The organism is Shewanella mangrovisoli (assembly GCF_019457635.1).
GTDB classification, from domain to species: domain Bacteria; phylum Pseudomonadota; class Gammaproteobacteria; order Enterobacterales; family Shewanellaceae; genus Shewanella; species Shewanella mangrovisoli.
Genome location: NZ_CP080412.1, coordinates 4,075,006 through 4,087,338, shown reverse-complemented (window position 1 = coordinate 4,087,338; position 12,333 = coordinate 4,075,006). Strand labels below are relative to the sequence as shown.

Sequence of the window (12,333 nt, the reverse complement as noted above, 5' to 3'; positions counted from 1 at the left end):
ATGGGGATTGAATAGATGAATGATGAACAATACGAGAAAGGGTTAGAGGTGCGCCGCGCAGTGATGGGCGATAGCTTCGTCGATAAGGCCTTGAGCAGCGCGACGGATTTTACGCGTCCATTACAGGAGTTGGTGACGGCGAACTGTTGGGGCGAGGTTTGGGTGCGTGAGGGGCTTTCTCGGCAAACTCGCAGTCTAGTGACCATAGCGACCCTCGCCGCATTAAAAGCGCCGACCGAATTGAAAGGCCATGTGCGCGGCGCATTGCGTAACGGTTGCACTGTGGAGGAAATCCAAGAAGTGCTTTTACATTCAACCCTGTATTGCGGTATGCCATCGGGCATTGAGGCCTTTCGGGCGGCAAAAGAAGTGATTGAAGAGTGGCAGGCTGAGCAGGCCAAGGTGGCGGGGCAGTCTTAGTATTTAACCCGTTTGGCATGTATCTTTTGAGCAATCGGGTGTGAATCCATCGCCTTATCAGTGCGTACTTAAGGTGCCTTGCCTGAACGCGGGGATGCTATTTGTTCGATGTTCAATGTTCAATAAGTGTGGCCTGAATTTTTGGGTGTAGCTTGTGACTCACGCTCAGGCCAACGCTTGTTAGAGTCGTGGATCCGCCGATTGACTCTCCACTTGGCCGATAACCGTGATGTCACTCAAACTCGACAGTGTACCCCACTGCTGAATGGTCATCATGCCTGTGATTTCCTGTGCGGTGAAACTGAGGCGTAATCCGTCTTTGCGGTAGTCCTGAGGCAGATTTTTAGGTAATATTTTCTGGCCGTCGTCGGCGATGATGCCCCAAAATCCACCTTCTAAATTCATATATCTCACAGTGCCTTGCAGCATTACGCCTTCTCCTTGTGGTGAAATACTTGGCTTGATAAAACCTTTGTCAGTAGAACTATGAAGCTGCGGACTATCGCGCTTATCCACAGTGACCGTTTTTTCTTCGGAGGTCACTTTTTGGGGCGTGTCAGTTTGAGCTGCGCTTGTTTGTGCAGTGTCTGTTTTGGCAGAGCTTTGCGCGGCGGGTTCCACACTCGGCGGATTTTGCGCCTGAGTCTGCTCTTGGCAACCGAGCAACAATACGGGCAATAGTAGTGCTAATAGGGGAGTATGTGGGCGCATCTTGCTTCCTCGTTGTCACTTTTAACCACTATGGCATGTCACAACACTCTAGCAAAGATTGTCCGCGAGGGGCGATAAGGTTTTTATATCTTTATGTAACAGCGTGGGATAGGAGATAAAGGTAAAGCGAATGTCGCTTTACCTTTTTAAGCCGATTGGCTGGGAGATATTACTTTTGTAGCTGCGCCTTGGCGGCTTCAACCTTAGCGAAATCGAGACCTAGCTCGAGTACGGCTTCTTTGATTAACGCAGGATTTTGCATTACCAACGCCATCAGTTGCTGCAGTTTTTCGGGCGGGATCCCAAGCTGACCAATAATGCCCATCGCCATGAGAGGATTATCGGTTAATGCTTGAAAAAGCTCGTTAATTTTTGCATCAGTGACATTGTGTTCTTTTAAGATGGCAATAATGGGATTCATTGCAATACCTTGTCGAAGTTAACAGAAAACGGCGGCCATTTTATCACAGTTACGCCTAAGTGGTGGTACGGCCGTAACGTCACGGCTTATTTGCTGTAAACCTGATACCGCATGGATTGCCCTAAGCTGGTATTTTGATAATCCTTTCATAAATTAACAATCGTTAATCTATTTTGGCGATTCCAATCATCGATTTTAATCATTTCATATAGTTAGCACGCAGCACTACACTTTCTGACATCGATTGTGGTGACGGTTTCATGCATTACCCGAGATTTACACAACGAGACATGGGGTTGATGTTTGCCCTAATGCAGCAAACAAACGACACACATCTGTGCAGGCAGATATGTCCTTAACGAGAAGAAATAGGTAATTATCATGAAGAAAAGCACTATTCCAAGCTTGTCAGCGCTGACTTTGGCGATGTCGTTGGCATTTGGTGGCACCGCTATCGCACAAGAGCAAGTCACGGGTAATCAATTTTGGTGGCCTGAACAGCTAAACTTAAGCCCGCTACGTCAAAATGCAGTTGAATCAAATCCTTATGGTAGTGATTACCACTACGCCGAAGCCTTTAAATCCTTAGATCTCGACGCCGTTAAAAAAGACATCAAAGCCCTGATGACTGAATCTCAGGATTGGTGGCCATCAGACTATGGTCATTATGGTCCTTTCTTTATTCGTATGGCGTGGCACAGCGCGGGTGTTTATCGGATTTTTGATGGCCGCGGTGGTGCAGCCGGTGGTCAGCAACGTTTCGAGCCATTAAACAGCTGGCCGGATAACGTGAACTTAGATAAGGCGCGTCGCCTGCTGTGGCCTATCAAACAAAAATACGGCAGCAAGATTTCGTGGGGCGACTTAATGGTGCTTACGGGTAACGTGGCGCTGGAGTCTATGGGCTTTAAAACCTTTGGTTTTGCCGGTGGTCGTGTCGACGACTGGGAAGCGGAACAGGTGAACTGGGGTTCAGAGAAAGCGTGGCTCGATAGCAAACGCCGCAATGAAAAGGGCGAACTGGCTAAGCCAATGGGCGCGACCCAAATGGGCTTAATTTATGTAAACCCTGAAGGCCCGAATGGTGTGCCAGATCCATTAGCCTCGGCGAAGGAAATCCGTGACACCTTTGGCCGTATGGCGATGAATGATGAAGAAACCGTGGCGCTGATCGCGGGTGGTCACACCTTTGGTAAGGCACACGGCGCGCATGATCCCTCTAAATGTGTCGGTGCCGATCCCGCCGCTTCCGGTGTTGAGGCACAAGGTTTAGGTTGGAAAAACAAGTGCGGTAAAGGCCACTCAGAAGATACAGTTACCAGCGGTTTAGAAGGCGCTTGGTCTGTTAATCCAACGGCGTGGACCATGCAGTATTTAGAAAATCTCTATGGTTTCGATTGGGTACAAACTAAGAGCCCAGCAGGCCATATTCAGTGGATCCCTAAAGATGGCAAAGGGGCTAACTTAGTACCGGATGCCCACGATAAATCCAAGCGCCATGCGCCAATTATGTTCACTAGCGATATCGCGCTGAAGGAAGATCCAAGCTATCGCGAAATCACTACCCGTTTCCTTAAAAATCCAAAAGAGTTTGAGCTTGCCTTTGCTAAGGCGTGGTTTAAGCTTACTCACCGCGATATGGGACCCAAGGCAAGATACTTAGGTGCCGATGTACCAGCAGAAATGTTGATTTGGCAGGATCCGATCCCAGCTCTTGATCACCCAGTAATCGATAACGCCGATATTAAAGCCTTAGGTAACAAAATCTTGGCTTCTGGCTTAACGGTCCCCGAATTAGTGAGAACCGCATGGGCGTCGGCCAGCAGCTTCCGCGGTACCGATATGCGTGGTGGCGCAAACGGCGCGCGCATTCGTTTAGAGCCTATGATGAACTGGCAGGCGAACAATCCTAAAGAGTTAGCTAAGGTGCTGGCTAAATTGGAGAAAGTTCAAAAGGACTTCAACGGTTCACTGAAAGGTGGCAAGAAGGTTTCTTTGGCCGATGTGATTGTTCTCGGTGGTAGCGTGGCGGTCGAAAAGGCTGCGAAAGAGGCGGGTGTGGCTGTATCTGTGCCATTTACTCCAGGACGTATGGATGCGACTCAGGCGCAAACCGATGTGTCATCCTTTGCGGTACTTGAGCCAACGGCCGATGGTTTCCGTAACTACTACTCGAAGGACAGCAGCCATTCTCCCGCCGAGATGTTGATTGAACGTGCGAACATGCTTAATCTGACCGTGCCGGAAATGACTGTGCTGGTGGGTGGTCTACGTGCCTTAGATGCCAACAGCGCAGGCGTGAAACACGGGGTGTTTACCGACAAACCTGGCACCTTAAGCAATGACTTCTTCGTTAACTTGCTCGATATGTCGACCAAGTGGAGCAAGTCAGAGAAGCAAGAAGGCATCTACGAAGGGCAAGATCGTAAGAGCGGTAAACTGAAATGGACCGCAACTCCCGTCGATTTAGTCTTTGGTTCGCACTCAGAGCTGCGCGCCGTGTCTGAAGTGTACGGTGCCCAAGATGGACAAGACAGATTCGTGCAAGACTTTATCAAAGCCTGGAATAAGGTGATGAACGCCGACCGCTTCGATATCTAAACGGCATTGACTCTGGGTTTTATCACCCGTGAGTTCAGCTCTCGTAAGTCCATCCGTGCCCTGTGCATGGGTGGACTTTTATCATTCTATCCTCACTTAACTTGAAATGAGTTTTCGCTGAAGACCTCGCTTGTTGGCCTTAGGCGTTTCCTTATGCCGCTTAGCCAAGTAGTATCGGGGGAAATCTCTTTGCAGCGAAACGAATATGCTCTCAACATCTCGCCCCCATTTGGCAAGGCCACAGTACCGCTCACGTAAGCCCATTAGTTTGGGGCTGCGGCAACAGGGTTTTACCGGTGTTCAAGTCTTGTTGATGATACTGGTGACCATAGTGCTCACCGTGGGAATTACCTTTTTTGTAGTTCGCAGTTATATCTTCCCTAAACCGTTGACGCCTGTGAGTTTATCAACCAAAGAAGAGGCCAAGCTTGAGGATAAACTGAGTCAATTAGGTTGGCAGCCAGAGCGTAAGGCCTCGACTCATACCAAGGATTCGGCTAAGTCGTCCTCGAGTGACGATTTACAACCCGAGCCCTACCGCGAGCGCGCTGAAGATCGGCAAGTGAGTTTTAGCGAGCGTGAGGTCAATGCCATTATTGGCCGCAACCCTGACTTTGCCCAGCGCATTGCCATTGATTTTTCAGATAATTTAGCCAGTGCCAAAATCCTCGTGCCGATCCCAAGGGACTTTCCTGTGATGGCGGGGGAAATTTTACGGGTCAATGCCGGACTTGATATCCATCTCGATGCCAATCGCCGCCCGAGTGTGTCTTTAGTGGGCGTAAGCTTGATGGGCGTGCCTATTCCTAACGCTTGGCTAGGCAATATGAAGAATGTCAATCTTGTCAGTGAGTTCGGCGACAGAGGCTTTTGGAATGCCTTTGCCGACGGCGTCGAAGATATTCAAATTCGCGAGGGCGAGTTGTATATCAAATTGCGCCCCTGATCCCTGTTTATATCTGTCCCTTTGCATAAAGTCGAAGGGACAAAAACGATAACAGCTTGTTAGACTTGGTTAAAAATCATCCCAAAGGACGTATTCAATGCAGCATCACACCACAGACTCTCAGGCGATAGCCGTTAAGGGATTGCGCTACGGCCGCGGTAATGAACTGTTAGTGGTTGAAGATTGGCAGTTAATGCCTGCGCAGCATTGGGCGATTTTTGCGACCGACAGCTATAGCGGCTCACTGCTTGGGCGAATATTGGCGGGGGATATTCAGCCCGATGCGGGACAAATTACCGGCTTGCCCGCGCGAATTGGCTGGGTGTCACTCGGTTTGCAACAGGCGTTGCTGGAGCGGGAATTAGAAAAGGATGAACTCGATTACGGTTCGACGGTCGAGTCACTGGTGCAGGAATGCTGCCTAAACGATGAACACTTGGCGCCCATTTTACTGAAAGTCGAATTAACGCATTTAAAGCATCGGGGATTTCGGCAGTTATCGACCGGTGAAACCCGGCGGGTGATGTTAGCGCGGGCGCTGGCAACTGAGCCCAACTTGCTGATTTTAGATGACCCCTACGCAGGGCTGGATATAGAACATCAGCTTAGCCTGTCGCAGCTGCTGGTGGAGGTTGCTAAACATACGCAGCTACTCATTATCACCTCACGCCAAGAAGAATTGCCGCCCTGTATTAGCCATGTGGCGCTGTTTAATAGCGATATGCTCAAATCGGGTCAGCATGTGCATCAACTCAGCGCGCCCATGTCGATTGAACAGTGGCAAACACATCCTGTAATGGCGCAGCTTAATGCGCTTTCGGCCAGCCGCAGCGCCGAACTTTTGGCATTGATGGAGTGTCAACGCCACAATGCCGAGGCGTTTGATCCCATAGTCGACATTAAAAACGGCAAGGTCGAATATGTCAGCGGCTTGATTTTTAAAGGGGTGAATTGGCAGATTCGTGCCGGCCAGCATTGGCAAGTGCGAGGACCCAATGGCTGTGGCAAGAGCACTCTGCTCGGGCTGATTTTGGGCGACCACCCCCAGTGCTACAGCAATGATATTACCCTGTTTGGCCGACCCCGAGGCAGCGGCGAGAGCATATGGCAGATTAAACAACGGATTGGCATAGTGTCGTCGGCATTGCATTTACAGTACCGCGTCAGTTGCTCGGCGCTCGATGTCTTGTTGTCGGGCTTTTACGATTCCATCGGCCTGTATCACAAGCCCACTAAGCCCCAATTGGATCTGGCCAAGGAATGGCTGGCGATATTGCATATGAGCGAGTTTGCCAGCACGGGCTTTAAAAAACTGGATTACGGCCAACAGCGGCTATTGCTCATAGGTCGAGCCTTGATTAAACAGCCGTTATTATTGATTTTGGATGAGCCATATCAAGGGCTCGACTTTATCAATCGCACCTTAGTGATGCGGGCGTTGGACATGATTGCCGAGCACCATCTTAGCCAATTGCTCTATGTTTCCCACCATAGGGAAGATGCTTTACCCGCCATCAAGAACTTTGTCGATTTTATCAAACAGGATGAAGGTTATTCGGTGAAGGTGAGTTATGGAGCTGATTCATAAGCGATCATTTAGCGAAAGGTGGATGCTGTGGTTGCAGCGGTAAGGCAAACCCATTCAGTACCGTGGCTTTAGACAGTTACAAAAATAGCGCTAACCTAAGGCTGGTTCTCATCGATTAATCCATAGGGGCGGGCAATCGCCCCTTTGAGCTCGCCGAGGGAAAACACCTTCGAAAAACGTCCAAAGCTTTTGCCGTAAAATACCGTTTCTACCACTGGCAAACTAAAGACATGGTAGCCGGCGGCAATCTCACCTTGGGCTTCACAATCGATATACGCCAGCACCATTTGGGGAAACTCCCTCGCCAACAAATCCGCAATCTGAGGCTTAAGGACCTGACACACGCCACAGCTTGGCGCCCCAAATAACAAAAGTACGGCGTTGTAGTTATTCAGAATTGAGTCGAGCATGGATCTAGATTCAATATGGTACATGGTTGGATGGTTCATCTACTTACTCGCCTACAGTGTTTATTACTATATTTTTAACATTTTCCTGTGTTTGGCATTATAAATACCCAATATTTCACTAAGTTAAATATCGTGGCGAAGCTGCTGTATTTTATTTAATGCATTGTTTTATAAGTAGCATTTTGTAGCAAATGCCGTTATCAAATTGACGCTTTACTCCCTAGGAGTAATCATTCGCGATGTTTTAAATTTGTTTCCATTTGGTGGCAAAAAATGATTTTTATCGTGAAATTATAAGGGCAAGTCATGCTTACAATGAATAAAGTCGCCGTTATGGTGGCTACTGCTTTGTACGTTGGTAGCGGTGTCGCTTCGACTACAACAGTTGCGCCATCTAATGAGCTAAACGCCGTCTGGGCAACGCAACCTGCGGATTATGCTCCAAAGCCACTAGCGGAAGAAACCTTTACTTGGGAAAACCAAGTAAACAAAACCATTAAAAAACAGCGTGAAATCTTCATTGCTGAAGATGATGTTCATGGCGTACAGAAATATATTGTACAGCTCAATGATGCGCCAATTGCTACCTACGAGGGTGGTATTGCCCAACTCGCGGCAACCCAACCTACTGTTGCTAAAGTTCGTGGTACAAGTTCGCCTCTGAATCTGAATCAACCTCAGCTAAAAGCTTATAACAACTATCTTGCTGAGAAGCGTGCTAACTTTGTGGCACAGGCGCAGGCATTACAAGGGGTGGATGTTAAAGTAAGCCGTGCATTTTCGGTCGCACTTAACGGTTTCGTGACTGAAATGACCCAAGAACAGGCACAACGTCTGGCAAAAGTGCCTGGTGTTAAGCGTATTACCCGTGAAAAAATCTATGATTTAAAAACCTTCAGTACGCCAGCACAAACTGGTGCAACTAGCGTTTGGAACACAAGTGCGTTAAATACCTTGTCTAATAAAGGTGAGGGCATGGTGGTCGGTATCATTGATACTGGTATTAACTATGATCATCCTTCATTTGCTGCCGTGGGTGGTGACGGTTATAAACACATTAATCCTCTGGCAGGTAAATACTTAGGGGATTGTGCTGATTCACCAGAGTACTGTAACGATAAGCTGATTGGTATCTATTCATACCCAGAGATCACACAGGCATACACAGATCCTGTGTTTAGTGAAACCCGCCCAGCAGTGGGTGTGGACTATAACAACCATGGTTCGCATGTCGCGGGTACCGTTGCAGGTAACATCCTGAATGATGTTGCGCATACGACCACTGATTTCATCGCTCAGAGTAAAGGGACTGAAACAGGCCTTAAGTTTGACCAAGTGTCGGGTATGGCGCCACACGCGAATATCATTGCATACCAAGTATGTTGGCCTGGTGGTTCGGGTGACCCTTATGCTGGTTGTCCGAGCTCAGCCATTATTGCCGCGATTGAGCAATCGGCAATCGATAACGTTGACGTTATCAACGCTTCGTTAGGTTCGCTTGAGGAGGACCCATGGTTAGATCCAATGGAGCAAGCCTTTTTAAACGCGGCAGCCTCGGGCGTATTTGTTGCGGTTGCTGCGGGTAATTCTGGGCCTGACTTGATGACGGCTGACCATTCATCACCTTGGGTAACCACAGTTGCAGCTCACACAGCAGACCAAGTTGTTGGTTTCAAAAAGAATACTGTTGAAGATATGTCTGGTGGCGCGACTGCTGCACCAGCGGATATTGTCGGTGCAACTCGTAACTTCAATTCAGTAACGGGTCTAATGGTTGATGCGAGTAAATTCAAAAACGCCAATGAACCTGTTGCATCCTACGTTAAGAACTGTGATAAGCCGTTCCCTCAAGGCACGTTCGATCTGGCTGATAATCCAGATACAGAGATTGATGAAAGCGCGCAGGACGTCATAGTGCTTTGTTCTCGCAGTTCATTCCCATTGATGACTAAAGCGGCAAACGTACAGGCGGGTGGTGCGGAAGGTATTATTATTTCGAATCTTTCATCAGTTCAAGATTCTAGCGCGCCAGAAATCCCTTATTCGGTCCCCGGTTCATTGATCAAGTATGCCGATGGTGCGAAGCTTCGTACTTGGTTAGCATCTGGTTCAGGCCATATGGCGACGATCACGGCTGGTGCTGCTGAAATTAAAGAAGTTGATAAAGAGCGTGTCGCTAACTTCTCTGGCCGTGGTCCATCTTATTTTGGTATCGATACCCTATTTGTGGATATCGCAGCTCCTGGTGTGGATATTTTTGCTGCCGCCTCTGATGACCAACCATTTACCAAAAATCCTTCAACTGGCGATTGGGCGACCCTATCTGGTACCTCAATGGCGAGTCCTCATGTTGCTGGTGCGGCTGCATTATTACGTCAGTCACACCCCGACTGGTCACCGATGCAAGTTCAATCGGCGCTATTGATGACGGCATCTAACGATCTGACAAGTGCAGGATTTTTAGACAACTACTCAGATTATGGTGATATGTCAGCCCTGCAAGATGTGGGTGCGGGTCGTATGCACGTTGAGTTAGCCGATAAAGTCGGTTTAGTACTCGATGAGTCAATGGACAATATGGCTGCAGCTAACCCAAATGCGGGTGGTCGTCCTAAGAACCTGAACACGGCTTATATGGTCGATAATGAATGTCCTACGGAATGTTCATTTGTGCGAACCTTTACTGCTACTGAAGATGCGACTTGGAACGTCAGCACTGAAACTTGGATTGGCAACTTTGATATTAGTGTTTCGCCACAAAGCTTTACGATTAAGGCGGGCGAAACCCAGTCTATCGTAGTCACCGCTAAGACGAAAAAGAACGTAGCCGGGACCACTGTAATCGATTTAACCGGTAACCAAGGTCAGGTGGTTCTTGCTTCAGATGTACCAAACTCGCCAGTGCTTGAACTGCCAGTATGGACTTATGAAGGCGAGACTGGGTTACCTGAGTATTTGAAAATTAACGCTCACCGTAAATCATCAACCCTAAACGTAGGCCCATTCAATACCGCCGAAATCACCGATTTCACTGCGCGTAGTTTTGGCTTAGTAAAAGGTGAAGATAAGACGGTTCACTTGTATACCGACAAAACGAGTGGTGATCCATTTGACACCGTTGAGGTGGATGGTAAACAAGTCGTTAATGCGAACCACGTAGAATGGACTGATGTGCCAGAGGGCGCCAAGTTACTTGCGGCTAGCGTAGGTGGAAGTGAATACGCCAGAGTGCTGGTATTTATGGGGCAAGACACCGATGGTGACGGTTTACCATCAATGGATGAAACCCTATGTATGTCTACCACTTATACTATTGCTAACTTCTGTACCATCACAAACCCACAGGCGGGTCATTACTTTACCGTCTATATGAACTTGGCGACCATCTCAACGGGTCAAACAGATATGGGGCGTGATGTTACTTTCTCAACTGCGGTTGTGACGGGAGATAACGGTAACTTAACCGTTAAAGCGCCTTCGCAAATCCCTGGTTACGAAGAGTACAACGTAGAACTGGCTTACCATCTTCCAGATATGGAGGTTGGTAACACTTACTTTGGTGGCTTCGATATAGGCACTAATGCCAATGATGCGGGCAACGTAGGTTTTGTACCTGTGATTGTTAACCAAGTCGATAAAGATGTGACCTTCACCGCTAACCGTGAAACGGCCCGTGCTGGCGAAGTGGTTGAGTTCCAAGTAAATGTCATCGCTAACAATGAAGCGGCTGCTAGAGATTTTGTAATCAAGACTCAATTCCCTGACAGCATTCAAATTATCCCTGATAGCATTGTTGCATCTAATGCCACACCTGGTTCAGCGATATTCGAAAACAACAACTTCAGTGTATCAGGTGTACAGGAAACCACTAAGGATGTTGTCCGTAACTATAAGATCACTAATAACCAGAATGATCCTATGTGTTCCCTTAAAGCGGCGAACTCTCCTTACCCAGGTTATCTGGAGCTGAAGGAAGGTTTAGGTTGGAGAACCTTAGAGGGCGTGCAAGGTACCTATAGAAACCAGTTCACGTACTCGCTTAAGGATCTGATGAATACCAGTCAGGATATTAGTTTCCCATTGTTTAACAAATACTTTGTTGACACTATCACCTTGAGTCCTGCGGGTATTATATCCTTCAACTCTGCACGTAGATTGCCGTTCATGCATGTTGAGTTTCCTAAGGATGTCGCTGGGTTACCAATGCCGGAATATGCTATCGCACCTTACTGGGTGGGTGATAACACCATTCCAGCTCGTTACGACGGCGGTTCTGGTCAGTATCACCTGAACGCAGGTATTACCCCAACTTATACTTCTTCACGTGAGTGGTTAGTACTGGAGTGGGATAACGTTGAGCGTACAGGCACACCGGGTCAACTTGTTGACTTCGAAATGTTCCTACGCATGAATGTGAACTTCGAACCTGGCAAATATGAAATGTTATTTGCCTATGACAATCTACAAATGGTGGATGGCCAAGGTGCTATTGGCTTTAAAGCGGCCGATGGTCGTATCTTAGTTGATGGTGATATGCCTGTGGATATAAACCTTGGTGCTTCAGTTGCCTACAACAACTTAGATAAAGTTCTCAGCGATGAATATGTGGTTTGTATGGATTATACCGGTCCAGAAGAGTCACAGTTTAACGTGAAGTTCAGTGCCTATGTATCTGAAAAGGCAGCGGGTACAACTCAAACACTCAAAGTTGAAAACCACTTAGTGGGTGCCGACAGCGAAGTGCTTGAGCTGCAACTTGAGGTGGCGGGCAACATTCAACTGGCTGCCATTACCAATAAGACGGTTAAAGAAAATGAATCCATTAGCTTCGACGTGCTCTACTCGGATGAAAACCAAGTGAGCAATGTGATTGAAGTGATGGGAGATAACTTTACGGCAACCGTGAATGGTAACAATGTGACATTAACTCCAACGGCAAACTTCCATGGTGAAACCTTAGTCACAGTTAGAGTAAAAGACCGCGTGAATCCAGAAGATGCTGCATCGACTAGTTTCAGCTTAATGGTTGAGTCCGACGGTATTGAGTATGGTTGTACTAACAGCAGCGCCACTAACTATGACGCTTCGGCCAATACTGATGATGGCAGTTGTAAGATGCCGGTTGTCACCATCGAACCTGAAGCGAAAAGCTCGGGTGGTGCCTTAGGTTGGTTAGCCTTAGGCTTGCTTCCTTTAGCTTACAGACGAAATCGCAAAATACATTAAGACGTTTTAG

8 protein-coding genes are annotated in these 12,333 nt (G+C 47.8%); 5 read left to right on the top strand and 3 right to left on the bottom strand.

Going from position 1 to position 12,333, the window contains the following annotated elements:
- Positions 1-15 precede the first annotated feature (15 nt).
- A complete protein-coding gene (locus K0H60_RS17805) occupies positions 16-420 on the top strand; it encodes a carboxymuconolactone decarboxylase family protein (RefSeq protein ID WP_220056561.1) in 405 nt (134 codons plus the stop codon).
- A gap of 180 nt (positions 421-600) precedes the next feature.
- Here the strand turns inward: K0H60_RS17805 and K0H60_RS17800 are convergent, their stop codons facing one another.
- Positions 601-1,131 (bottom strand): hypothetical protein, encoded by a 531-nt coding sequence (locus K0H60_RS17800; RefSeq protein WP_220056560.1) that lies wholly within the window; start codon positions 1,129-1,131, stop codon positions 601-603.
- A gap of 169 nt (positions 1,132-1,300) precedes the next feature.
- Entirely contained in the window at positions 1,301-1,552 is a 252-nt protein-coding gene (locus K0H60_RS17795) for a DUF2999 family protein (RefSeq protein ID WP_007650566.1), read from the bottom strand.
- 381 nt (positions 1,553-1,933) lie between these two features.
- Between K0H60_RS17795 and katG the strand changes: the two genes are divergently transcribed.
- The 3 genes from katG (at position 1,934) to K0H60_RS17780 (ending at position 6,687) form a co-directional block, all read left to right on the top strand.
- On the top strand, positions 1,934-4,153 hold the full coding sequence (katG, locus tag K0H60_RS17790) for a catalase/peroxidase HPI (RefSeq protein ID WP_220056559.1): 2,220 nt from the start codon (positions 1,934-1,936) through the stop codon (positions 4,151-4,153).
- Between the two features lie 205 nt (positions 4,154-4,358).
- A complete protein-coding gene (locus tag K0H60_RS17785; protein ID WP_220056558.1) occupies positions 4,359-5,099 on the top strand; it encodes an arginine N-succinyltransferase in 741 nt (246 codons plus the stop codon).
- 97 nt (positions 5,100-5,196) lie between these two features.
- A complete protein-coding gene (locus K0H60_RS17780; RefSeq protein ID WP_220056557.1) occupies positions 5,197-6,687 on the top strand; it encodes an ATP-binding cassette domain-containing protein in 1,491 nt (496 codons plus the stop codon).
- A gap of 95 nt (positions 6,688-6,782) precedes the next feature.
- On the opposite strand, the gene K0H60_RS17775 is transcribed toward K0H60_RS17780, so the two are convergent.
- On the bottom strand, positions 6,783-7,136 hold the full coding sequence (locus K0H60_RS17775; protein WP_011718329.1) for a thioredoxin family protein: 354 nt from the start codon (positions 7,134-7,136) through the stop codon (positions 6,783-6,785).
- Positions 7,137-7,403: 267 nt separating this feature from the next.
- On the opposite strand from K0H60_RS17775, the gene K0H60_RS17770 reads away from it, so the two are divergent.
- Complete coding sequence (locus K0H60_RS17770) at positions 7,404-12,323, top strand: S8 family serine peptidase (RefSeq protein ID WP_220056556.1); 4,920 nt, start codon at positions 7,404-7,406, stop codon at positions 12,321-12,323.
- Positions 12,324-12,333 lie beyond the last annotated feature (10 nt).

Coding starts and splice junctions, on each gene's coding strand:
- K0H60_RS17805 (WP_220056561.1), top strand. CDS start 16: ATGAATGATGAACAATACGAGAAAGGGTTAGAGGTGCGCCGCGCAGTG.
- K0H60_RS17800 (WP_220056560.1), bottom strand. CDS start 1,131: ATGCGCCCACATACTCCCCTATTAGCACTACTATTGCCCGTATTGTTG.
- K0H60_RS17795 (WP_007650566.1), bottom strand. CDS start 1,552: ATGAATCCCATTATTGCCATCTTAAAAGAACACAATGTCACTGATGCA.
- katG (WP_220056559.1), top strand. CDS start 1,934: ATGAAGAAAAGCACTATTCCAAGCTTGTCAGCGCTGACTTTGGCGATG.
- K0H60_RS17785 (WP_220056558.1), top strand. CDS start 4,359: ATGCTCTCAACATCTCGCCCCCATTTGGCAAGGCCACAGTACCGCTCA.
- K0H60_RS17780 (WP_220056557.1), top strand. CDS start 5,197: ATGCAGCATCACACCACAGACTCTCAGGCGATAGCCGTTAAGGGATTG.
- K0H60_RS17775 (WP_011718329.1), bottom strand. CDS start 7,136: ATGAACCATCCAACCATGTACCATATTGAATCTAGATCCATGCTCGAC.
- K0H60_RS17770 (WP_220056556.1), top strand. CDS start 7,404: ATGCTTACAATGAATAAAGTCGCCGTTATGGTGGCTACTGCTTTGTAC.